Source organism: Streptomyces sp. NBC_01275 (genome assembly GCF_026340655.1).
Lineage (GTDB): Bacteria > Actinomycetota > Actinomycetes > Streptomycetales > Streptomycetaceae > Streptomyces.
Genome location: NZ_JAPEOZ010000001.1, coordinates 4,892,119 through 4,913,880, shown reverse-complemented (window position 1 = coordinate 4,913,880; position 21,762 = coordinate 4,892,119). Strand labels below are relative to the sequence as shown.

The following is a 21,762-nucleotide window of genomic DNA, read 5'->3' as shown; positions in this document are numbered from 1 at the left end:
GGGTTGCGACTTATTACCGACGGGTAGCATCATCGTAGCTACTTGTTGGTACGTGAACTAGCTATCTGTTGGCACGTGAATTAGGCGCGAGGAGTCAGTGCCTCGCCGATCTCTCTACGGAGCAGTCGCCATGGGGCACTACAAGTCGAATCTCCGCGACATCGAGTTCAACCTCTTCGAGGTGCTCGGCCGCGACAAGCTGTACGGCACCGGCCCCTTCGCGGAGATGGACACGGACACCGCGAAGAGCATCCTCGACGAGCTGACGCGCCTCGCGGAGAACGAGCTGGCGGAGTCCTTCGCCGACGCCGACCGCAACCCGCCGGTCTTCGACCCGGAGACCAACACCGCCCCGGTCCCCGCGTCCTTCAAGAAGAGCTACCAGGCCTTCATGGACTCCGAGTACTGGCGCCTCGGCCTGCCCGAGGAGATCGGCGGCACCACCGCCCCGCCGTCGCTGATCTGGGCGTACGCGGAGCTGATCCTGGGCGCGAACCCGGCCGTGTGGATGTACTCCTCCGGCCCGGCCTTCGCCGGCATCCTCTTCGACGAGGGCAACGACGTCCAGAAGAAGATCGCGCAGATCGCCGTCGACCGGCAGTGGGGCTCCACCATGGTCCTCACCGAGCCGGACGCCGGCTCGGACGTGGGCGCCGGCCGCACCAAGGCGATCCAGCAGGAGGACGGCTCCTGGCACATCGAGGGCGTGAAGCGCTTCATCACCTCGGGTGAGCACGACATGTCGGAGAACATCTTCCACTACGTGCTGGCCCGTCCCGAGGGCGCGGGACCGGGCACCAAGGGCCTGTCCCTCTTCCTCGTCCCGAAGTTCCTCTTCGACTTCGAGACCGGCGAGCTGGGCGAGCGCAACGGCGCCTACGCCACGAACGTCGAGCACAAGATGGGCCTGAAGGCGTCCAACACCTGCGAGATGACCTTCGGCGACCGGCACCCCGCCAAGGGCTGGCTGATCGGCGACAGGCACGACGGCATCCGCCAGATGTTCCGGATCATCGAGTTCGCCCGCATGATGGTCGGCACGAAGGCGATCTCCACCCTCTCGACCGGCTACCTGAACGCGCTGGAGTACGCCAAGGAGCGCGTCCAGGGCTCCGACCTCGCGCAGTTCGGGGACAAGGCCGCGCCCAAGGTCACCATCACCCACCACCCCGACGTGCGCCGCTCGCTGATCACGCAGAAGGCGTACGCCGAGGGCATGCGCGCCCTCGTCCTTTACACGGCCTCCGTCCAGGACGCCATCGCCGTCAAGGAGGCGAACGGCGAGGACGCCAAGCCCGAGCACGCGCTCAACGACCTGCTCCTGCCGATCGTCAAGGGCTACGGCTCCGAGAAGGGCTACGAGCAGCTCGCCCAGTCGCTGCAGACCTTCGGCGGCTCCGGCTTCCTGCAGGAGTACCCGATCGAGCAGTACATCCGCGACGCCAAGATCGACACCCTGTACGAGGGCACGACCGCGATCCAGGGCCAGGACTTCTTCTTCCGGAAGATCGTCCGCAACCAGGGCGCGGCGCTGAACTCCCTCGCCGAGGACATCAAGAAGTTCCTGGCCCTGGGCACCGGGGGCGAGGACCTGGCGGGCGCCCGCGAGCACCTCGCGAAGGCGGCCGTGGAGCTGGAGGCGATCGTCGGCCTGATGCTCACCGACCTCGCGGCCACCGAGCAGGACGTCAAGAACATCTACAAGGTGGGCCTGAACACCACCCGCCTGCTGCTCGCCTCCGGCGACGTGGTCGTCGGCTACCTGCTCCTCAAGGGCGCCGCGATCGCCGCCGAGAAGCTGGAGACGGCGTCGGCGAAGGACAAGGCCTTCTACACCGGCAAGATCGCGGCGGCGAAGTTCTTCGCGGCCAACGTCCTGCCCGGCGTCACCCTGGCCCGCAAGGTCGCCGCGAGCGTCGAGCTGGACCTGATGGAGCTGGACGAGGCCGCGTTCTAAGACGCCTCCGAGCCGCCTGCCGCCTTCCGAGCCACCCTCCAGGTCGCCCTCCGAGCCACCCTCCCAGGTCGCCTTCCTGGTCGCGTTCTAGGACACATCGGCACAGCTCAGCGAAACTGCACACCGTCCTCACGAGGGCCCGTTCCCACAGCCGGGAGCGGGCTCTCGTCCGTCGTTAAGGTGAACCCCATGAGCGAACCCATCCGCTTCGACCGCGGCCACACCGACGACCTCATGACGTTCCTGACGGCGAGCCCGTCGCCGTACCACGCCGTGGCGAACGCGGCGCAGCGGTTGGAGAAGGCAGGCTTCCGGCAGGTCGCGGAGACCGACGCCTGGGACGCGACGAGCGGCGGCAAGTACGTGCTGCGCGGGGGCGCCATCGTGGCCTGGTACGTCCCGGAGGGCGCCGCGCCGCACACGCCGTTCCGGATCGTCGGGGCGCACACCGACTCCCCCAACCTGCGCGTCAAGCCGCTGCCCGACACCGGGGCGCACGGCTGGCGTCAGGTGGCCGTGGAGATCTACGGCGGGCCGCTGCTCAACTCCTGGCTCGACCGCGACCTGGGCCTGGCGGGCCGGCTGACCCTGCGGGACGGCTCGACGCGCCTGGTCGACGTCGGCCGGCCCCTGCTGCGCGTGCCGCAGCTCGCGATCCACCTCGACCGCGCGGTCAACACCGACGGCCTCAAGCTCGACAAACAGCGCCACCTCCAGCCCGTCTGGGGGCTGAGCGGCGCCGTGCACGACGGCGACCTGATCGCCTTCCTGGAGCAGGAGTCCGGGCTGGCCGCGGGCGAGGTCACCGGCTGGGACCTGATGACGCACTCCGTGGAGCCGCCCGCCTACCTGGGCCGCGACCAGGAGCTGCTGGCCGGCCCGCGGATGGACAACCTGCTGTCCGTGCACGCCGCCACGGCGGCGCTGGCGGCCGTGGCGACCGGCGCGGGCGAGCCGCCGTTCATCCCGGTGCTGGCCGCGTTCGACCACGAGGAGAACGGCTCGCAGTCGGACACCGGCGCGGACGGGCCGCTGCTCGGCAGCGTGCTGGAGCGCTCGGTGTTCGCGCGCGGCGGGTCGTACGAGGACCGGGCGAGAGCCTTCGCGGCCACCGTCTGTCTGTCCTCCGACACCGGTCACGCCGTCCACCCCAACTACGCGGAGCGGCACGACCCGACGCACCACCCGCGCGTCAACGGCGGCCCCATCCTCAAGGTCAACGTCAACAACCGCTACGCCACGGACGGTACCGGTCGGGCGGTGTTCGCCGCCGCCTGCGAGAAGGCGGGCGTCCCCTTCCAGTCGTTCGTCTCCAACAACTCCATGCCGTGCGGCACGACCATCGGCCCGATCACCGCGGCCCGGCACGGCATCCGCACCGTCGACATCGGGGTGGCCATCCTGTCGATGCACAGCGCCCGGGAGTTGTGCGGCGACGCCGACCCGTATCTGCTGGCCAACGCGCTGGTGGCGTTCCTGGAGGGATGACGACCCGCGGCGCGGGCACCCGACACCGCACTCGCGGCGGCACTCACAGGACAAACAAAGACAACCGTGAGCACTCCGTTACTTGGGACAACTTGCCGGGTTATGCGGAAATCGTGAAGACTCGGGAGGTCTCAGGGGTCCGGGGACATGCGGTACCGGACCCTGCCCGTTTCACGACAGGGGGGGTCCTGCCGTGCTCGATCCGGCAGCACCCGCCGGCCCGGCCACCCGCGGCCCGCAGCCGCGCCGCCACGCCACCCGCCGTGCCCACGCCGCCCCCGAGGAACCGACCGTCAGACCACGCCTCGCGGTCCTGATACCGGCCCACAACGAAGCGGACCGCATCGCCGCCGCCATCGACGGCCTGTGGGAGCAGACCCGGCGGCCGGACCTGATCGTGGTGGTCGCCGACAACTGCACCGACGACACCGCCGCCGTCGCCGCGGCCCTGGGCGCGCAGGTCTTCCACACCCAGGGCAACACGCACAAGAAGGCGGGCGCCCTCAACCAGGCCATCGCCTGGATCCTGCCCCACCTGGACGACCGGGACCTGCTGCTGGTGCAGGACGCCGACACCGTCCTCAACCCGTGGTTCGCCGAGACCGCCCTCGCCACCTTCAACCGCAAGGTCGGCGCCGTCGGCGGCGTCTTCTACGGCGAGCAGGGCGGCGGCTTCCTCGGCCTGCTCCAGCGCATGGAGTTCCACCGCTACGCCTGGGAACTGGAACGCACCGGCGGCAAGGCCCAGGTCCTCACCGGCACCGGGACGATGTTCCGCGCCCGGGTGCTGCGCGAGGTGCGGGCCGCCCGCCGCGCCGGGGTGATCGGCGGCGGCAGCGGCTACTACAGCCTCGCCTCGCTCACCGAGGACGACGAGATGACGAAGGCGGTCAAGACCCTCGGCTACCGCGCCATGTCCCCGGTCGGCTGCGAGGTCGTCACCGAGGTCATGCCCACCCTGGGCAAGCTCTGGCACCAGCGGCTGCGCTGGCAGCGCGGCGCCCTGGAGAACCTCCGCGACTACGGCTGGACCCGCGTCACCGCCCGCTACTTCGCCCAGCAGTTCCTGATGGGCTTCGGCGCGCTGTCCTTCCTGGTCTACCTGACCTTCATGATCACGTCCACGGCGCTGTACGGCCTGCCCGGCCTCTCACCGTTCTGGACGGCGATCGGCCTGCTCTTCGTGGTCGAGAAGACCGTCTCCGTACGCCGCGCCGGGCCCAGGGCCGTCCTGGTCGCGGTGCTGATGCTCCCGGAGATGCTCTACGACCTGTTCCAGCACGCCGTCTACTTCTCCTCGCTGTGGGGCCTGGTGCGCCGCAGCGAGGAGAAGTGGGTGTCCACCTGAACCGCCCCCCACGCACCAACCCTCCTAGGAGACGCACGATGTACGGAAGAGTGATCGGCGCCGGTACCACCGGTGCGGGCGGCGCGACCCTCGCGGCCACCGGCCTGTGGATGAACAGCATGGCGCTGATGGTCACGGCCACCACCCTGGTGGCCGCGGGCGTGGCCCTGTACAAGCTGGCGCCACGCCCGCGCCGCCGCTGAGGCCGGAGTCGCTCGGAGAATTCCGGGGTTGTTCAGGGTCCGGGGTGCCTCAGGGAGTTCCGGGGTTGCTCAGGGAGTTGGGATTGCTCAGGGAGTTACTGAGGGTCCATCCCGGCCAGGACCAACGGCAGCCGGTCCGCCCCGCCCTCGGTGAGGCGGACCGGAACGCCCCAGTCCTGCTGGTGGACATGGCAGGCGGGGTACTCGTTGGACGGGTCGTCGTCACAGGACGCCGCCATCGCGGAGACGTGCAACACCCCTTCCGTGAGCGCCGGGTCGAGCTCCAGGGTGCGGGTCAGGTCCGTGTCCGCGCCGTCCCCCGCGAGCAGCAGCTCGGGCGGGGTGGCGGAGACCAGCAGCCGTGTCGACGGGCCGTACCGCGTGTCCAGCTTCTGGCCGGCCGGGGCCTGGAAGATCACGTCCAACCGGAGCTTGCCGGGCGTCACTTCGGTCGCGGCGCGCTGGGTGCGATGGGCGACGGCCTCCACTCGCACCGCCTCCTCCGGCAGCCGCAGTCGGGTCAGCCGGTGCCGGGCGGACTCCACGACCACGATGTCGTCGCCGACGAGGACCGCGTCGCTGGGCTCCCGCAGGTCCGTGGCGAGGGTCGTGACCTGGCCGGTCGCCGGGTCGTAGCGGCGCAGGGCGTGGTTGTAGGTGTCGCAGACGGCGACCGAGCCGTCGGGCAGGACGGTCACGCCCAGCGGGTGCTGGAGCAGCGCCCGGTCGGCCGGGCCGTCGCGGTGCCCGAAGTCGAACAGGCCGGTGCCGACGGCCGTGTGGACGATGCCCTCCCTGTCCACCCGGCGCAGCGCGGACGTCTCGGAGTCGGCGAGCCAGAGCCGCTCCCCGTCGGGCGTGACCGCGAGGCCGGAGGGCTGGGCGAACCAGGCCTCGGCGACCGGTCCGTCGACGAGCCCCTCGTTGGTCGTGCCGGCCACGACGCAGACCGACGCGTCGGCGGGGTCGTACGCCCACAGCTGGTGCACGCCCGCCATCGCGATCCACACCCGGCCGCCGAAGAGCGCCACGTCCCACGGGGAGGAGAGGTCGATCTCGCGGGCCGGACCGGACGTCGGCGAGCCCTGCCACCACTGCTTTCCGGTGCCCGCCAGGGTCGTCACCGCGCCGGAGGCGAGGTCGAGGCGGCGCAGGGCGTGGTTGACGGTGTCGGCGACGACCACGGTGGCGTCGTCGAACAGCGCCAGCCCCTGGGGCTCGTTGAAGGACGCGGTGTCCGCCGTGCCGTCGGCGAAGCCGCGCACACCGGAGCCGATGCGGCGCACGACGCTCTCGCCGTCCCCCGCCAGCTCCACCAGCTGATGCCGGGTGGTGTCGCTGACCAGGAAGTTCCCGCCCGGCAGAACGAGGGCCTTGCCCGGGAAACGCAGGGCGGTCGGCTCGGGTTCCGGCGCCACGTACGGGCCGTCGCCGCGCCGCAGCGTGCCCTTGGCCTCGTGCTCGGCCTCCAGCTCCGCAACCAGCCGCTCGATGGCGTGCGCATGCCCCTCACCGGCGTGCTGGGCGACGACGTACCCTTCCGGGTCGATCACGACGAGCGTCGGCCACGCGCGCACCGCGTACTGCTTCCAGGTGGCGAGCTTCGGGTCGTCGAGGACCGGGTGCTCGACGCCGTACCGCTCCACCGCGTCCACGACCGCCTGATGCTCGGCCTCGTGCACGAACTTCGGCGAGTGCACGCCGATGACGACGACCGTGTCCCGGTGCTTCTCCTCCAGCTCGCGCAGCTCGTCCAGGACATGCAGACAGTTGATGCAGCAGAACGTCCAGAAGTCCAGGATGACTATGCGTCCTCGCAGGTCGGCGAGGGTGTACTGGCGTCCGCCCGTGTTCAGCCAGCCGCCCTCGCCGGTCAGCTCGGGAGCGCGGACTCGGACACGACGAGGGGTCGGGGCCGGGGAGGAGTCGGTCATGGATCAAGGGTGCCACGACAGTGAAGGCTCACCCCAGCGCATGACCCGTCGTGACGTTCACAGGAGCCGGGACCTCCTCGTGGCGGTCGCCGATCAGGCAGTGGGGGAGGGCGGTCCTCGCCTGTCGGCTGATCGAGCGGGGCGAGAGCGGCTGGACGTGGTGGCGGCCAGGAGCGGGCTGGGGACGGCCGCCAACCCTTCGCGCGCGCGTGCGGCGCGAGACCGCGCTCAGCCCATCGGCCTATCGACGGCGTTTCGGACCGGCGTCGGGGGAACCGGTAGGGCATGAGATTCCTCGTGCGCGACCGGCTCCTCGGCTTCGGTGACGACTACTGGATCGAGGACGACCGCGGGAACAAGGCGTACCTCGTCGACGGCAAGGCGATGCGGCTGCGCGACACGTTCGAGCTGAAGGACACACACGGGCGGGTCCTGATCGACATCCACCAGAAGATGTTCGCCCTGCGCGACACGATGGTGATCGAACGGGAGGGTGGGCCGCTGGCGACGATCCGCCGAAAACGGCTCTCCCTGCTGCGCAACCACTACCGCGTCGCCCTGGCCGACGGCCGCACCGAGCTCGACGTCAGCGGCAAGATCCTCGACCGCGAGTTCGCCGTCGAGTACGACGGTGAGCTGCTGGCCGTCGTCTCCCGACGGTGGCTGCACGTACGGGAGACGTACGGCGTCGACATCGTGCGGGACGACGCGGACCCGGCGCTGCTGATCGCGGTCGCGGTGTGCGTGATCCACCTCGCCGAGAAGGATCGGGAGGACTAACGTCCAGGGGTGCGCAGGCCCAGCATCCTGTCCTTCAGGGCCGGGAACTGCTCCCGGGTCGCCGCGACCTTCCCGGGGTCGAACTCGACGGTGAGGACCTGCTCGCCGGCCCCCGCCTCCGCCAGCACCTCGCCCCACGGATCGACCACGATCGAGTGACCCGCCTGCGGAACTCCGGCGTGCGTCCCGGCCGTTCCACACGCGAGCACGAACGCCTGGTTCTCGACCGCCCGCGCCTGGGCCAGCAGCGTCCAGTGCGCCCGGCGGCGCTCCGGCCAGCCCGCCGACAGGACGAAGGTCTCGGCGCCGGCGTCGACGAGACCACGGAACAGCTCGGGGAAACGGAGGTCGTAGCAGGTGGCCACGCCGACGGTCGTCTCGGGAAGGCGGACCGTCACCAGGTCCTCGCCCGCGCCCATCAGCACGGCCTCGCCCCGGTCGAAGCCGAAGCGGTGGATCTTGCGGTAGACGGCGGCCAGTTCACCGGAGGGGGAGAAGACGAGAGACGTGTTGTAGAGGGGACCGGCGGGGTCCTGTTCCGGAATCGAGCCCGCGTGCAGCCACACGCCCGCGTCGCTCGCCGCCTTGGCCATCGCCTCGTACGTCGGCCCCCGCAGCGGCTCGGCCTCGCTGCCGAACAGCTCGTAGGCGAACGCCCCGGTCGTCCACAGCTCCGGAAGCACCACGAGATCGGCGGAACCGGCCTGTTCGCGCACCAGCGAGCCGACCCGCTCCCGTCGCGATTCAACCGATTCGCCCGCTTCTACGGCGATCTGGATCAGAGAGGCGCGCACACTACCACCGTCCTGGCATTCGAGTACTCCACACAGGCCTACGATCGTCACACGAAAGCACTGCCGGGGTGCCTCACAGCAGCGTAACTTGGGGGTCCCCCCGATTCGAGCACAGCCGAGAATCGGGGGAGTTTCACGACACCCGCCGACAGCCACCGCCGCCCGCCGGCAACGCCGCCACAGCCGCCCACTGCCCACCCGTGTACCGACCGCCGAGGGGTCCCGTTCCGTGAGTCTGCATCCCACCCTCCAGCCCTACGCCGACGCCTGGACGCACTCCATCGAAGCGATATCCGAGCTGGTGCAGCCCCTTGTGGAGGGCGAGTGGAACTGGCGGACACCGTGCCCCGGCTGGTCGGTCCGCGACCTCGTCTCCCATGTGATCGGCCTGGACAGTGAGATGTACGGCGATCCACGGCCCATCCACTCACTCCCGCGCGACCTTTTCCACGTCACCACCGACCTCCAGCGGTACATGGAGATGCAGGTCGACGTCCGCCGCCACCACACGGCGCCGGAGATGACGTCCGAGCTGGAGCTGTCGATCATCCGGCGCAACCGCCAGCTGCGCAACGAGTCCCGTCAGCCCGGCGCCCTGGTGCGCGGCCCGCTGGGCGCCGAGCTGACGCTGGAGGAGTCGATGCGCAACCACGCGTTCACCGTGTGGGTGCACGAGCAGGACCTGCGCGCCGCCCTCGGCCGGCCCGGCAACCTCGACTCCCCCGGCGCGCACATCGCCTGTGACGTGCTCCTCGCCGAGCTCCCGTCGGTCGTCGCCGTCAAGGCCGACGCCCCGCGCAGCTCCGCCGTCGTCTTCGACGTGAACGGGCCGATCGAGTTCCTGCGCACCATCCGCGTCGACATCCAGGGCCGCGGCACCCTGGAGACCGCCCCCGCCCTCGGCCCGGCCGCCTCCTTCGCCCTGGACTGGGAGACGTACGTCCGGCTGGCCTGCGGCCGGGTGACCCCGGAGGCGGTCGCGGACCGGGTGAAGGCGGAGGGCGAGCCCCGCCTGACGGAGGCGATCCTGCGCAACTTCGCCGTGACGAAGTAGCGCAGCGGCTCCGCGCGGGCGGGGGCGCCCGGTGAGGCTCCGGCCTTGCCCCTGGTCCCGGTGGGGCCTGTCCTAGCCCTGACGCCGGTCCACGGCGATGGACTCGATGGCGATGTCCGTGGCGGGGCGGTCGTTGCGGCCGGTCGGGCTCTTGGCGATCGCGTCCACGACGTCCTGGCCCTGGAGCACCTCGCCGAAGATGGTGTGGCGGTTGGTGAGGTGCGGGGTCGGGCCGACGGTGATGAAGAACTGCGAACCGTTGGTCCCCGGCCCGGCGTTGGCCATCGCCAGCAGGTAGGGCCGGTCGAAGCGGAGGGACGGGTGGAACTCGTCCTTGAACTCGTAGCCCGGGCCGCCGCGGCCGGAGCCCAGCGGGTCGCCGCCCTGGATCATGAAGCCGTCGATGACCCGGTGGAAGATCGTGCCGTTGTAGAGCGGTCCCTGCCCCGGAGCCCCGGTCTCCGGATCACGCCAGGACTTGCTGCCGTCGGCGAGCCCGACGAAGTTCGCCACCGTCTCCGGCGCGTGCTCCGGGAACAGCCTGACCACGATCTGGCCGAGGGTCGTGTTGAGCGTGGCGATCAGTTCTTCCGCCATGGATGTACGTCCAATCTTCTGTCGTTGAGACGTCGTTGCGACGTCGATGCGGCGCAGTTCCCGCGTCGTTCCGGCGTCGTTCCGGCGTCGTCCGGCATGTGCTTCGCCGTCGTACCGCCGTTGATTCTGCCGTGCCGTGTGCGCCCGACGCGGAACGGGCCCGTCGTGGCGATCACGACGGGCCCGTTCAGAAGTGCCGAAAGGTGCGCGGACGTCAGCCCAGCCGGGCGAAGCCGTAGTTCAGCAGCTTCGTCGCGTCCGTGGCGCGCACCGACGCCGAGGTGGACGCCAGCACCGTGCCCACGACGGTCTTGCCGTTGCGGGTGGCGGCGAAGACGAGGCAGTACTTCGCCTCCGGGCCGGAGCCCGTCTTCACGCCGATGGTGCCGCTGTAGCTGCTCAGCAGCGTGTTGGTGTTGGTCCAGGCGCCCATGGTGCGGGTGGTGCCCGTCTTGGTGATGGTCTTGGCCGTGTACGACTTCGTCTTGACGACCGCGCGGAAGTTCGCGTTCTTCAGCGAAGCGCTGGCGAGCTTCGTCAGGTCCTTGGCCGTCGAGTAGTTGGAGCCGTTGCCGATGCCGTCGAACGAGTCGAACTTCGTGTTCGTCATGCCGAGCGACTTCGCCTTGGTGTTCATCTTGGCGATGAAGTTCTTCACGCGCGCGGCGCGCGTCGTACCCGTGCCGAACTTGTCGGCCAGCGCGTACGCGGCGTCGCAGCCCGACGGCAGCATCAGCCCGTAGAGCAGCTGACGGACGGTGACCTTGTCACCGACGATCAGGCGGGCGGACGAGGCGTTGTTCGCCACGATGTAGTCGCTGTACGCCTTGACGATCGTGACCTTGGCGTCCAGGTTGAGGTTCGTCTGCGACAGCACGACGTTCGCCGTCATGATCTTCGTGGTGGAGCCGGTGGACAGCTTGGTGTCCATGCCCTTGCCGTACAGCTTCGCGCCGTTCGCGTTGTTCATCACGTAGCCCGTCTTGGCCACGATCGTGGGCGTCGTCACGGCTTGCGCGGGAGCCGCGGTGAGGACTCCGGCCGCAAGCACTGCACTGGCCGTGACGGAGACGGCTGCGGCTCGGCGGACCCGGATGCCCTTGATTGCGGTTATCAACTGAAATACCCCGATTACGTCGAATGTCCCTGCGATGCGGCCGAGTTGCGTGGGGAACGAAGAGTGGGGCCGCACGTGTGTGACACGTAAGTAGCACACAAGGTTGTGCGGCTGCTGGGACGAATTTCTGACTACTCCCGCCGCGGTCCCGCATGCTGGACGCGCCTCCCGATGCGTACGTGTTGTATCTATCCTGTGGCCATGCCGTCCTCCGCCCCGACAGCCCTCGCTCCCACCCCTGTCTCCGCCCCCGACTCCACCCCTGCCTCGGCTCCGGCTCCGGCTCCGGCTCCGGCCAAGCAGCCACCCGCCGCCGACCGCGTCTACGCCCACATCAAGCAGGGCGTCCTGGACCGTCGTTACGAGGGCGGCACCCTGCTCACCGAGGGCGAACTCGCCGACGCCGTAGGGGTTTCGCGGACCCCGGTGCGCGAGGCCCTGCTGCGGCTCGAGGTGGAGGGACTGATCAAGCTCTACCCGAAGAAGGGCGCGCTGGTCCTGCCGGTCTCCGCGCAGGAGATCGCGGACGTCGTGGAGACCCGGCTGCTCGTCGAGGAGCACGCGGCGCGCAAGGCCGTGCCCGCGCCCGCCGGGCTGATCGAACGGCTGGAGAAGCTGCTGGCCAAGCAGAAGGAGCAGGCCGCCGCGGGCGACCTGGCCGCGGCCGCCGTCACCGACCGCTGCTTCCACGCGGAGATCGTGCGCAGCGGCGGCAACGAGATCCTCTCGAGGCTGTACGACCAACTCCGCGACCGCCAGCTGCGGATGGGCGTGGCGGTGCTGCACTCCCACCCCGACCGGATCGCCAAGACGCTCACCGAGCACGAGGAGATCCTGCAGGCGCTGCGCGCCGGAGACGCGGAAGCGGCGGTCGGGATCGTCCACCGGCACGTCGGCTGGTTCTCGCATCTGGCGCGGGGAGAGGTCCGATGAGCGCCGGTCGTCTCTCGGCCAACTCCACCCTTCCGGGTGACCCGCCCGGCGGACGGCGCGCCATGGCCGTCTGGGGGATCGGCGTCTCCGTCTACTTCGTCGCCGTCATCTTCCGTACGTCGCTGGGGGTGGCCGGGCTCGACGCCGCCGACCGCTTCCATGTGAACGCCTCGGCCCTGTCGACCTTCTCGATCCTCCAGCTCCTGGTCTACGCGGGCATGCAGATACCCGTGGGCCTGCTGGTCGACCGGCTCGGCACCAAGAAGGTCCTGACCATCGGCGTCGTACTCTTCACTGCGGGACAGCTCGGCTTCGCCTTCTCCCCCACGTACGGCACGGCGCTCGCCTCGCGCGCGCTGCTCGGGTGCGGGGACGCGATGACGTTCATCAGCGTGCTGCGGCTGGGGACCCGCTGGTTCCCGGCGCGGCGCGGACCGCTGGTCGCACAGCTCGCGGGTCTGGCCGGGATGGCGGGCAACCTGGTCTCCACCCTGCTGCTGGCCCGGCTGCTGCACGGCATCGGCTGGACGGCCTCGTTCGCGGGCAGCGCGCTCGCCGGCGTGGTGGTGCTGGTCCTGCTCCTGCTGTTCCTGAAGGACCACCCCGAGGGCCATGAGCCCGCCCCGGTCCCGCACCTGGGCGCCGCGTACGTCCGCCGTCAGATCACCGCGTCCTGGCGGGAGCCCGGGACCCGGCTGGGCCTGTGGGTGCATTTCACCACCCAGTTCCCGGCCATGGTGTTCCTGCTCCTGTGGGGCCTGCCGTTCCTGGTCGAGGCACAGGGCCTGAGCCGGGCCACGGCCGGCGAGCTGCTGACCCTGGTGGTGCTCTCCAACATGGTCTTCGGCCTCGTCTACGGCCAGATCGTCGCCCGGCGCCACGAGGCGCGGCTGCCGCTGGCACTGGGCACGGTCGGGGCGACCGCGCTGATCTGGGCGACGACGCTGGCCTACCCCGGCGAGCACGCCCCGATGTGGCTGCTCCTGACGCTCTGCGGGGTACTGGGCGCCTGCGGTCCCGCCTCCATGCTCGGCTTCGACTTCGCCCGCCCCGCGAACCCGCCCGAGCGGCAGGGCACCGCGTCCGGCATCACGAACATGGGCGGCTTCGTCGCCTCCATGACGACCCTGTTCGCGGTCGGCGTGCTGCTGGACGCGACCGGCGGCGACTACACCGTCGCCTTCTCGTTCGTCTTCGTCCTCCAGGCGCTCGGCGTCAGCCAGATCCTGCGGCTGCGCAAGCGGGCGGCCCGGCGGGAGCGGGAGCGGCTGGTGGCCAGCCGGGTGGAGACGGTGCATGTGCCGGCACAGGCCGGGTGAGACCAGACCCAACGGGACCTGGCGAGTTTGGCGGCCGTGGCGGCTCTGACGGCTCTGACGGCTCTGACGGCTCCATGTTTCACGTGAAACCCGTTTGTCCGGACGCCCGTTCGACGTCTACCGTCGGGCTCATCGACGTGTAGCTCAGTAGCCAGAGCACCGGGCTGCAAACCCGGGGGTCGCGGGGGCGGAACCCGCCACGTCGGCTCAACGGCGTGTAGCTCAGCAGAAGAGCGCCGGGCTCGAGACCCGGAGGGCGCGGGGGCGGTACCCGCCACGTCGGCTTATGAACGACGACGCTGACCAGCAGCATCCCGCACAGGCCAACCCGGGCTACGCCTCCGGCCAGCTGGCCAAGGCGCTCCGCACCGCGCTCACCCACCAGGACCCCGAGACCCGACGCCGGGCGCAGCAGCGCGGCCAGGGCTGGCGGGCCGTCCTCGCCGGCATGGCCGACGGCCGGCTGACCATCGGCTCCCGCACCCCGGTCAAGGAACTGCCCGCCTGGGTGACGCCCGAGGTCCTCCGCGGCGGCTTCGCCACCGGCAAGCCCAGCGCGGGCGGTCCGCTCACGGCGTACGAGATCGAGACCGCGCGTCGGGCCGGGGTGCCCGAGGACCGGCAGGCGCTGTTCGCGTACTGGCTGTCGGAGGAGGGGCTCGGGCGGCTCTACGCGCTGCTGGACAGCACCCGCTACGAGGTGACCGTCCCCGAGGAGGCCGCCCTACTCACCGTGGCCTGGCTGGGCCGGGCCGGGGAGACGGACGCGGCGCTCGAACTCGTCGAGGAACTGATGCCGTTCGCGGGGCGGCTGCGGTTCGCCCCGCGGCCGACCGACCGGCCGGCGCCCGACTCCGGCGCCGTGCACCGGCGCACCGTCTCCGAGGCCGTCGACACCCTGATCCGACGACGGCCGAGCCGTGCCGTGGAGACACAGCGGGAGGCCCTGAGCGTCTGGCAGCCGTTCGCGGACGAACTGCTCGCGCACTGGCTGGAGACGGCCGACGACGACGGAACCGTCCGGGTGCCGGCGCCCGACTCCCGCGCCCGCGAGGCCTGGCACGAGCGGGGCGCCCAGCTGCTGGTGCGCTACCGCGCGCTCGCGAAGCGGCACACGTACTGCACCAAGCACCGCGACCCCAAGCAGAACCTGGCGATCCTGCGGGGCGCGCTGGAGGAGACCGTCGCCGGACGGGCGCTCGACGCACGTCGGCTCGGGCTGCTGCGGCACGCCGTCACCGCCATGGTGCGCCGGCGCGGGCTGCCCGGCTCCGGACCGCACACCGCGCTGCGCCGGGCGCAGGCCGCCCAGGCCGCGCTTCCCTCCCACCACGCCCTGGCCCAGCTCGTGCTCGGCCGGCTGGCCGGGCTCGACCAGGAGACGGGCGTGGCCGAGGTCGCGCCGCTGCTCGTCCCGGTGAGCGAGCCGGAGGCCCGGGAGACGGGACTGCCGACGGGGGCGGCGATTCCGGCCGCCGTCCGGCAGCCCGTCGAGGCCGCGCTGAGCGCGCCCCTCGGCACGCTCGTGGAGCGCGGTGTCGTGCCCTCGGCCGAGGTGCTGGCCGAGCTCGTGCCGCAGCTCGTCGCCGCGACCAGCACGCAGGCCTACCCCGACCCGGCGCTGCGTGCGCTCGCGGCCGCGAACCACCGTGCGTTCAGCGACCGTCGTTCGCTGCTGCTGCTCAGTCTCGTACGACAGGTGCGGGCCGAGGAGCTGCCCTGGGTACGGGCCGTCGCCGGGCACGCCCGGGAGAACGACGCGGTGTCGGCCGTCGCGTTGCGGCAGCTGGGCGAGTTGGCCGTGCAGGCCTTCCCGGGCACGATCCTGCCCAACCCCCTGGTCCGTGAACTGTCCGTCCTCGCCCGCCAGGCCGAACTCGGCGCTCCGCTCGTCGAGGAACTCGCCGCGGACATCTTCATGGGCGCCTTCACCCCGAAGTTCCTCGCCGCGGCCCGCATCGCGGCGGAACTCCTCGGCGGCGGCTCCCTCTACGAGCGCTACTACGCCATCGACTACCAGGCGATCCGCAACCTGGCGATCGCCGAGACCGGCGAGGCCCTGACGCGGTCGTACGGCGCGAGGACCTCCCCGGGGTTCGCGAAGCTGTGCCTGCAGCGGGCAGGGGCCGCTTCGTCGGGGTCGAGGTCGGGGTCGGTGGCCGCGAACGGGAAGGTGATCGAACAGGCGCAGATCCTCACGACGCACAACCTGGCCACGCTGGTCCACCGGGTCGGCATCGCCCCGGCCGCGGGCTGGGAGGACCTGGCCCGCCGCTGCTTCGTCACCGTGTGCCGGCTGACCACCCGCGTACACGGCAACCCACGGCCGCTCGGCACCATCAAGGACGTCGCCTACGCCTGGCGGCAGATGCTGTTCCACCTGTCCCTGTGCCCGCCCCACGAGCAGACGCGCACCCTGGCCTGGCTGTCCGAGGAGGTCGCCCGCCACCCCGGCCATGTCGCGGGCCGGCTGGCCCCCGCGCTGACCGGACTGCACCAGGTCGCGGCGGGCCACTGGGCGGACGAGGGCGCCGGCCGACTCCTCCTCGGCTGGAGCACGGACGGCCACTGGCTGCGCCCGGACCCGACGTCGACCGACCCAGGTCGGTGAGACTGCCCGGGGGCCGCCTCACCGACCATCCGGTCACCCGGTCACCCGGTCACCTGGTCACCTGGTCACCTGGTCAGCCCCAGGTGATCAGTCTCTTCGGCTGCTCCAGGATCGCCGCCACATCGGCCAGCACCTTGGAGCCCAGCTCCCCGTCCACCAGCCGGTGGTCGAAGGAAAGCGCCAGCGTCGTCACCTGACGTGGCTTCACCTTGCCCTTGTGGACCCACGGCTGGAGCCTGATCGCGCCGACCGCGAGGATCGCGGACTCGCCGGGGTTGAGGATCGGTGTGCCGGTGTCGACGCCGAAGACGCCGACGTTGGTGATCGTCACCGTGCCGCCCTGCATCGCGGCGGGGGACGTCCTGCCCTCCCGCGCCGTGCCGACCAGTTCGCCGAGCGCCTCCGCGAGCTGCGGGAGCGTCTTGGCGTGCGCGTCCTTGATGTTCGGCACGATCAGCCCGCGCGGGGTGGCGGCCGCGATGCCCAGGTTGACGTAGTGCTTCTGGACGATCTCCTGCGCCGCCTCGTCCCAGGAGGCGTTGATCTCCGGGTGGCGCTTGAGGGCGACCAGCAGGGCCTTGGCGATCAGCAGCAGCGGGTTGACCCGCAGGCCCTGCATCTCCTTGTCGTCCTTGAGCTCCTCGACGAGCTTCAGCGTGCGCGTGACGTCGACCGTCACGAACTCGGTGACATGCGGCGCGGTGAACGCCGAGCCGACCATCGCGGCGGCCGTGGCCTTGCGCACGCCCTTGACCGGGATACGGGTCTCCCGCGCGGAGTCGTACGCGACCGCCGGGGCCGGTGCGGACGCCGCGGGCACGGCGGGAATGGACGTGGGAAGGGGCGTGGGCATAGACGTGGGCGTGGGCTGCACGACGGGCTCGGGCGCAGGCACCTGCGTCGGGGCGGCCGCCGCGTGGACGTCCTCGCGGGTGATGACGCCGTCAGGGCCGGAGGGGACCACCGCCGTCAGATCGACGCCCAGGTCCTTGGCCAGCTTGCGCACCGGCGGCTTGGCCAGCGGACGCTCCTTGACCGGCAGAGCCTCCTGCGCCTGCGGGGCGGGAGCGGACCCGTGGCCGTGGCCGTTCAGCTCCGCCTGAACCGCTTGGGCGACCGGCGCCGACTCCTGGGCCGGGATCTCCGGGCCCTTGCGCGGGCGGCGCTTGGTGGAGGACGTGGCCACGCCGTAGCCGACGAGGACCGGCTGGCGGCCGGAGCCCACCGACTTGGGCGCCTCGGGCGTCTTCTGCGCGGCGGACGCCTTCTCGGGAGCGGGCGTCTGCTCTGGAGCGGGGGTCTGCGCCGGAGCCGACGCAGGCGCCGCCCCGCCCGCCACGTCCACCGCGATGATGGACGTGCCCACGTCCACCGTGGCGCCCTCGGGGAAGCGCAGCTCGCGGACCACGCCGTCGTAGGGGATGGGCAGTTCGACGGCGGCCTTGGCCGTCTCGACCTCGCACACCACCTGGCCGTCCGTCACCGTGTCCCCGACCTGGACATACCACTTGAGGATCTCGGCCTCGGTGAGTCCCTCGCCCACGTCGGGCATCTTGAACTCGCGTACGGACGCTTCCGTCATCGTCGTCACGACCTTCTCCTCAGTACGCCAGGGCACGGTCGACGGCGTCGAGCACCCGGTCCAGACCCGGCAGGTACTCCTCCTCCAGGCGCGCCGGCGGGTACGGGGCGTGGTAGCCGCCGACCCTGAGCACCGGGGCCTCCAGGTGGTAGAAGCAGCGCTCCGTGATCCGGGCGGCGATCTCCGCACCCGTACCGAAGAACACCGGCGCCTCATGGACGACGACCAGCCGGCGGGTCTTCTCGACCGAGGCCTGGATCGAGTCGAAGTCGATGGGGCTCACCGAGCGCAGGTCCAGGATCTCCAGGCTCTTGCCCTCCTCGGCGGCCGCGTCGGCGACCTCGTGGCAGAGCTTCACCATCGGGCCGTAGCCGACGAGCGTCAGATCGGTGCCCTCGCGGACCACCCGGGCCTTGTGGAGGGGGCCGGGGATGGCCTCGGTGTTGACGTCGCCCTTGTCCCAGTAGCGCCGCTTGGGCTCGAAGAAGATCACCGGGTCGTCGCTCTGGATGGCCTGCTGCATCATCCAGTAGGCGTCGGAGGCGTTCGACGGGGAGACCACCTTCAGGCCCGACACATGCGCGAAGAGCGCCTCGGGGGACTCCGAGTGGTGCTCCACCGCGCCGATGCCGCCGCCGTAGGGGATGCGGACGACGACCGGGAGCTTGATCTTGCCCAGCGAGCGGGCGTGCATCTTGGCGAGCTGCGTGACGATCTGGTCGTAGGCCGGGAAGACGAAGCCGTCGAACTGGATCTCCACGACCGGGCGGTAGCCGCGCAGGGCGAGGCCGATCGCGGTGCCCACGATGCCGGACTCGGCGAGCGGGGTGTCGATGACCCGGCTCTCGCCGAAGTCCTTCTGCAGGCCGTCCGTCACCCGGAAGACGCCGCCGAGCTTGCCGACGTCCTCGCCCATGATCAGGACCTTGGGGTCCGCTTCCAGGGCGCGGCGCAGCGACTCGTTGATCGCCTTGGCCAGCGCCATGCCTTTGAATTCCGTGGTCTCCGCCATGTCAGTTTCCCCCCTCTTCGTCCGCGAACGACGCCTGGTAGGCGGCGAACTGGGCCCGCTCCTCGTCGACGAGCGCGTGCCCGTCCGCGTACACGTTCTCGAAGATGGCGAAGTGGTCCGGGTCCGGCATGGCGCGGACCGCTTCGCGCACTCGCCTGCCCAACGCCTCGCTCTCCGCCTCGAGTTCCGCGAAGAATCCCTCGTCCGTGTGGTTTGAGGTCTCCAGGTGCCGGCGCAGGCGCAGGATCGGGTCCTTCGCCTCCCACGCCTCGCGCTCCTCGTCGGCCCGGTACTTCGTCGGGTCGTCGGAGGTGGTGTGCGCACCCATGCGGTAGGTGTACGCCTCGACGAGAGTGGGGCCCTCGCCGTTGCGGGCCCGCTCCAGCGCCCACCGGGTGACCGCGAGGCAGGCGAGGACGTCGTTGCCGTCCACGCGGACGCCCGGGAAGCCGTAGCCCTGTGCACGCTGGTACAGCGGGACACGGGTCTGCTTCTCGGTCGGCTCGGAGATCGCCCACTGGTTGTTCTGGCAGAAGAACACGACCGGGGCGTTGTAGACGGCGGAGAAGGTGAAGGACTCCGCGACGTCGCCCTGGCTGGAGGCGCCGTCGCCGAAGTAGGCGATCACCGCGCTGTCCGCGCCGTCCTTGGCGACGCCCATCGCGTAGCCCGTTGCGTGCAGCGTCTGGGCGCCGATGACGATGGTGTAGAGGTGGAAGTTGTTGCTGTTGGGGTCCCAGCCGCCGTTGTTCACGCCGCGGAACATGCCGAGCAGGTTGGTCGGGTCCACCCCGCGGCACCAGGCGACGCCGTGCTCGCGGTACGTCGGGAAGACGTAGTCGTCGTCGCGCAGCGCCCGGCCGGAGCCGATCTGGGCGGCCTCCTGACCGAGCAACGAGGCCCACAGGCCCAGCTCGCCCTGGCGCTGCAGGGAGGTGGCCTCGGCGTCGAAGCGGCGGGTGAGCACCATGTCGCGGTACAGGCCGCGGAGCTCTTCGGGGGTGACGCCGGTGACGTACTTGTCGTACACGGCGTTTTCTGCGTGCTTGACTCGCTCGCCCTCGGGCGTCAGCAGCTGTACGAGCTCGGGCTCGGCGCCTGGCGTGTTCCTTGCGGTCGTCCGCTTGCCGGCCGTGCTCTTGGTACCGGCGCTGCGTCGCGGCTTGCGCGCGGCAGTGCTCTCCACGGTCACGTGTGCTCCTCCGTCGGTCCGGCTACCCGGGTTCGCCGGGTGCCAGTGCGGCTCACCTGCATCCTCACGGACGCACAGGGTGGGTGCGGCCCGGTCGGGAACAGGCGTGACAGGTGCCCCGGCGAGCGCCCTGCAACAGGCACGTTACCCAGTGCTCCACATTTCTGTGAAACCCCTCCTGACCTGCGTTTTTGCTTGGATTTCCAAGTAAATCGCGAAATCGGGAACTCTTCCTGGTCACAGCCTTGCAGGGGGCCGGAACAACGGCACGTTATCCCGGTGACCCAGGTCACGGGAAGAGCCGACCTGGAGCGGGTCCGCTGATCTCGTGTGAGACCGCCACCGTGCGCGAAGAAGGAAAAATCACTGTATTCCTCCTGGACGACCATGAAGTGGTCCGACGCGGCGTCCATGAGCTGCTGTCGGTCGAGGACGGCATCGAGGCGGTCGGCGAGGCCGGCACGGCCATCGACGCCCTGGCGCGCGTTCCGGCCATCCGCCAGGCGAGCATTTCCCGCCCGAGCCTCGACCTGAAGCGACCGACGACGACTGTCTGCGACCGGCGGCGATCACCTGTGACTACTGGTGACTTTCTGTGACAACTCCCAGCTCACAGGCTCGGATCCTGGCTTAGCATCGAGCGCGTGCCGCGCTCTTGTGTACCACCCCTCGTGCCCCACGCGCCCCCTCTGGGCGCTCTGCTTCGCCATTACGCCGCCGGCGCCGCGCTCGCCTGCGAACCCGTCGACCAGGGACTGCTGAACCGCGGCTACCGGCTGCGCACCACCCGCGGCCGCTACTTCCTCAAGCACCACTTCGACCCGGACACCGCCGACCCCGCCTCGATCGCCCGCCAACACCGGGCCACCGAGCGCCTGGCCGACCTGGGCGTCCCGGTCGCGCCCCCGCTGCCCGGCCACGACGGCCGCACGGTCGCCGTCGTCGCCGGCCACGCCTACGCCCTCCACCCCTGGATCGACGGCCGCCACCGCCACGGCGCCCAGCTCACCCCGGCCGAATGCGGCCGCCTCGGGGCGCTGCTGGGGGTGGTGCACACGAGCCTGGAGCGCGTGATGCCGGCCCACGGCGAGGTGCCTGCGGCGCGCGAAGAGCGCTTACCTCCGGCATCTCCAGCACCTCCGGCATCACCGGCGCACAAGTGGGTGCGCACAACCCCCACCGCCACCCCCGCCCCCGCCGAGCGCCCCGCAAGCCCCGCCCCCTCCGACCCCGCCGACACCGGCACCGCCGACCCCTCCGACACCTTCGCCCTCATCGACGACCTCCTCGCGCGCGTGCGCCGGCACCACCCGGCCGACTCCTTCGACGAGCTCGCCCGCCACCGCCTCCTGGAGCGCCGCACCCTGCTGGAGCTGCACGCGGACCGACGCCCGCCGCACACCGGCCCGGTCGGCTGGGTGCACGGGGACTTCCACCCCTTCAACCTGCTCTACCGGGGAGACGCGCCCGCCGCCATCGTCGACTGGGACCGGCTGGGCGTGCAGCCCCGCGGGGAGGAGGCCGTCCGCGCCGCCGCGATCTTCTTCGTCCGGCCCGACGGCGCCCTCGACCTGCCCAAGGCGCGCGCCTACGCGCGCGGGTACCGGCGTACGGCCATGGCCACGCCCTCGGAGCTGGCGGCGGCCGTGCACCGCGTGTGGTGGGAGCGCCTGAACGACTTCTGGATGCTGCGCTGGCACTACGAGCGCGGCGACACCCGCGCGGACTCCCAGTTCCCGGCCGCGTCCGCCCTCGCCGTGTGGTGGACCCAGGAGTACGACGCGGTGTGCGCGGCCTTCTCCGACTGAGCGGCCGTCCGACCCCCTGGGGAGCGCCCCTTG

The 21,762-nt window shown here is 71.0% G+C and carries 17 protein-coding genes, 2 tRNA genes and 2 pseudogenes; 14 read left to right on the top strand and 7 right to left on the bottom strand.

Annotated elements, in window-relative coordinates; genetic code table 11:
• The first annotated feature begins 130 nt into the window (after positions 1 to 130).
• The 4 genes from OG562_RS21640 to OG562_RS21625 all read left to right on the top strand — a co-directional run bounded on the left by OG562_RS21640 (position 131) and on the right by OG562_RS21625 (position 4,996).
• On the top strand, positions 131 to 1,957 hold the full coding sequence (locus tag OG562_RS21640; protein ID WP_266400235.1) for an acyl-CoA dehydrogenase: 1,827 nt from the start codon (positions 131 to 133) through the stop codon (positions 1,955 to 1,957).
• Positions 1,958 to 2,146: 189 nt separating this feature from the next.
• Complete coding sequence (locus OG562_RS21635; RefSeq protein WP_266400234.1) at positions 2,147 to 3,445, top strand: M18 family aminopeptidase; 1,299 nt, start codon at positions 2,147 to 2,149, stop codon at positions 3,443 to 3,445.
• A 193-nt stretch (positions 3,446 to 3,638) separates the two neighbouring features.
• Complete coding sequence (locus OG562_RS21630; protein WP_266400233.1) at positions 3,639 to 4,793, top strand: glycosyltransferase; 1,155 nt, start codon at positions 3,639 to 3,641, stop codon at positions 4,791 to 4,793.
• Positions 4,794 to 4,831: 38 nt separating this feature from the next.
• The gene (locus tag OG562_RS21625) at positions 4,832 to 4,996 is read left to right on the top strand and encodes a hypothetical protein (protein WP_266400230.1); all 165 of its coding nucleotides are present in this window, start codon (positions 4,832 to 4,834) and stop codon (positions 4,994 to 4,996) included.
• 95 nt (positions 4,997 to 5,091) lie between these two features.
• On the opposite strand, the gene OG562_RS21620 is transcribed toward OG562_RS21625, so the two are convergent.
• Positions 5,092 to 6,930: an NHL domain-containing thioredoxin family protein gene (locus OG562_RS21620; protein ID WP_266400229.1), complete on the bottom strand. Its 1,839-nt coding sequence runs from the start codon at positions 6,928 to 6,930 to the stop codon at positions 5,092 to 5,094.
• 116 nt (positions 6,931 to 7,046) lie between these two features.
• On the opposite strand from OG562_RS21620, the pseudogene OG562_RS21615 reads away from it, so the two are divergent.
• Together OG562_RS21615 and OG562_RS21610 are read left to right on the top strand one after the other, a co-directional pair.
• A pseudogene (locus OG562_RS21615) lies at positions 7,047 to 7,256 on the top strand (hypothetical protein); the annotation flags it as partial.
• Positions 7,216 to 7,710, top strand: a complete 495-nt coding sequence (locus OG562_RS21610) for an LURP-one-related/scramblase family protein (protein WP_266400227.1) — start codon at positions 7,216 to 7,218, stop codon at positions 7,708 to 7,710. The pseudogene OG562_RS21615 and the gene OG562_RS21610, both read left to right, overlap by 41 nt.
• Here the strand turns inward: OG562_RS21610 and OG562_RS21605 are convergent.
• Complete coding sequence (locus tag OG562_RS21605; RefSeq protein WP_266400226.1) at positions 7,707 to 8,504, bottom strand: carbon-nitrogen family hydrolase; 798 nt, start codon at positions 8,502 to 8,504, stop codon at positions 7,707 to 7,709. The two genes, OG562_RS21610 and OG562_RS21605, sit on opposite strands and share 4 nt — an antisense overlap.
• A 229-nt stretch (positions 8,505 to 8,733) precedes the next feature.
• Between OG562_RS21605 and OG562_RS21600 the strand changes: the two genes are divergently transcribed.
• The gene (locus OG562_RS21600) at positions 8,734 to 9,558 is read left to right on the top strand and encodes a maleylpyruvate isomerase family mycothiol-dependent enzyme (protein ID WP_266400224.1); all 825 of its coding nucleotides are present in this window, start codon (positions 8,734 to 8,736) and stop codon (positions 9,556 to 9,558) included.
• 72 nt (positions 9,559 to 9,630) lie between these two features.
• Here OG562_RS21600 and OG562_RS21595 read toward each other — a convergent pair whose 3' ends face one another.
• Together OG562_RS21595 and OG562_RS21590 are read right to left on the bottom strand one after the other, a co-directional pair.
• Entirely contained in the window at positions 9,631 to 10,155 is a 525-nt protein-coding gene (locus OG562_RS21595) for a peptidylprolyl isomerase (protein WP_266400221.1), read from the bottom strand.
• A 214-nt stretch (positions 10,156 to 10,369) separates the two neighbouring features.
• Entirely contained in the window at positions 10,370 to 11,272 is a 903-nt protein-coding gene (locus OG562_RS21590; RefSeq protein WP_266400218.1) for a D-alanyl-D-alanine carboxypeptidase family protein, read from the bottom strand.
• 201 nt (positions 11,273 to 11,473) lie between these two features.
• Here OG562_RS21590 and OG562_RS21585 point away from each other — a divergent pair, with 201 nt between their 5' ends.
• The 5 genes from OG562_RS21585 to OG562_RS21565 all read left to right on the top strand — a co-directional run bounded on the left by OG562_RS21585 (position 11,474) and on the right by OG562_RS21565 (position 16,135).
• A complete protein-coding gene (locus OG562_RS21585) occupies positions 11,474 to 12,205 on the top strand; it encodes a GntR family transcriptional regulator (protein WP_266400215.1) in 732 nt (243 codons plus the stop codon).
• Positions 12,202 to 13,524 (top strand): nitrate/nitrite transporter, encoded by a 1,323-nt coding sequence (locus OG562_RS21580; RefSeq protein WP_266400213.1) that lies wholly within the window; start codon positions 12,202 to 12,204, stop codon positions 13,522 to 13,524. The genes OG562_RS21585 and OG562_RS21580 overlap by 4 nt, the downstream gene beginning before the upstream one ends.
• Before the next feature lie 133 nt (positions 13,525 to 13,657).
• A tRNA-Cys gene (locus OG562_RS21575) sits at positions 13,658 to 13,730 on the top strand.
• Positions 13,731 to 13,735: 5 nt separating this feature from the next.
• Positions 13,736 to 13,807 (top strand) — tRNA-Ser (locus tag OG562_RS21570).
• A gap of 3 nt (positions 13,808 to 13,810) precedes the next feature.
• Positions 13,811 to 16,135, top strand: coding sequence for a hypothetical protein (locus tag OG562_RS21565; RefSeq protein WP_266400210.1), 2,325 nt, complete (start codon positions 13,811 to 13,813; stop codon positions 16,133 to 16,135).
• A gap of 73 nt (positions 16,136 to 16,208) precedes the next feature.
• Here OG562_RS21565 and OG562_RS21560 read toward each other — a convergent pair whose 3' ends face one another.
• Genes OG562_RS21560 through pdhA form a run of 3 tightly spaced genes read right to left on the bottom strand, consistent with a single transcriptional unit; the run spans position 16,209 to position 19,921 of the window.
• Positions 16,209 to 17,726 carry a dihydrolipoamide acetyltransferase family protein gene (locus OG562_RS21560; RefSeq protein ID WP_266400209.1) on the bottom strand — a complete coding sequence of 506 codons (1,518 nt, stop codon included), beginning with the start codon at positions 17,724 to 17,726 and terminating at the stop codon, positions 16,209 to 16,211.
• Between the two features lie 10 nt (positions 17,727 to 17,736).
• Positions 17,737 to 18,729 carry an alpha-ketoacid dehydrogenase subunit beta gene (locus tag OG562_RS21555; RefSeq protein ID WP_266400206.1) on the bottom strand — a complete coding sequence of 331 codons (993 nt, stop codon included), beginning with the start codon at positions 18,727 to 18,729 and terminating at the stop codon, positions 17,737 to 17,739.
• A 1-nt stretch (position 18,730) separates the two neighbouring features.
• On the bottom strand, positions 18,731 to 19,921 hold the full coding sequence (gene pdhA, locus OG562_RS21550; protein WP_266400203.1) for a pyruvate dehydrogenase (acetyl-transferring) E1 component subunit alpha: 1,191 nt from the start codon (positions 19,919 to 19,921) through the stop codon (positions 18,731 to 18,733).
• Positions 19,922 to 20,265: 344 nt separating this feature from the next.
• Here pdhA and OG562_RS21545 point away from each other — a divergent pair.
• Together OG562_RS21545 and OG562_RS21540 are read left to right on the top strand one after the other, a co-directional pair.
• Positions 20,266 to 20,415: pseudogene (locus tag OG562_RS21545) on the top strand (DNA-binding response regulator); the annotation flags it as partial.
• Between the two features lie 177 nt (positions 20,416 to 20,592).
• Positions 20,593 to 21,729, top strand: a complete 1,137-nt coding sequence (locus OG562_RS21540) for a phosphotransferase (protein WP_266400202.1) — start codon at positions 20,593 to 20,595, stop codon at positions 21,727 to 21,729.
• Positions 21,730 to 21,762: the final 33 nt, after the last annotated feature.

Coding starts and splice junctions, on each gene's coding strand:
- OG562_RS21635 (WP_266400234.1), top strand. CDS start 2,147: ATGAGCGAACCCATCCGCTTCGACCGCGGCCACACCGACGACCTCATG.
- OG562_RS21620 (WP_266400229.1), bottom strand. CDS start 6,930: ATGACCGACTCCTCCCCGGCCCCGACCCCTCGTCGTGTCCGAGTCCGC.
- OG562_RS21595 (WP_266400221.1), bottom strand. CDS start 10,155: ATGGCGGAAGAACTGATCGCCACGCTCAACACGACCCTCGGCCAGATC.
- OG562_RS21640 (WP_266400235.1), top strand. CDS start 131: ATGGGGCACTACAAGTCGAATCTCCGCGACATCGAGTTCAACCTCTTC.
- OG562_RS21610 (WP_266400227.1), top strand. CDS start 7,216: ATGAGATTCCTCGTGCGCGACCGGCTCCTCGGCTTCGGTGACGACTAC.
- OG562_RS21565 (WP_266400210.1), top strand. CDS start 13,811: ATGAACGACGACGCTGACCAGCAGCATCCCGCACAGGCCAACCCGGGC.
- OG562_RS21625 (WP_266400230.1), top strand. CDS start 4,832: ATGTACGGAAGAGTGATCGGCGCCGGTACCACCGGTGCGGGCGGCGCG.
- OG562_RS21555 (WP_266400206.1), bottom strand. CDS start 18,729: ATGGCGGAGACCACGGAATTCAAAGGCATGGCGCTGGCCAAGGCGATC.
- OG562_RS21585 (WP_266400215.1), top strand. CDS start 11,474: ATGCCGTCCTCCGCCCCGACAGCCCTCGCTCCCACCCCTGTCTCCGCC.
- OG562_RS21580 (WP_266400213.1), top strand. CDS start 12,202: ATGAGCGCCGGTCGTCTCTCGGCCAACTCCACCCTTCCGGGTGACCCG.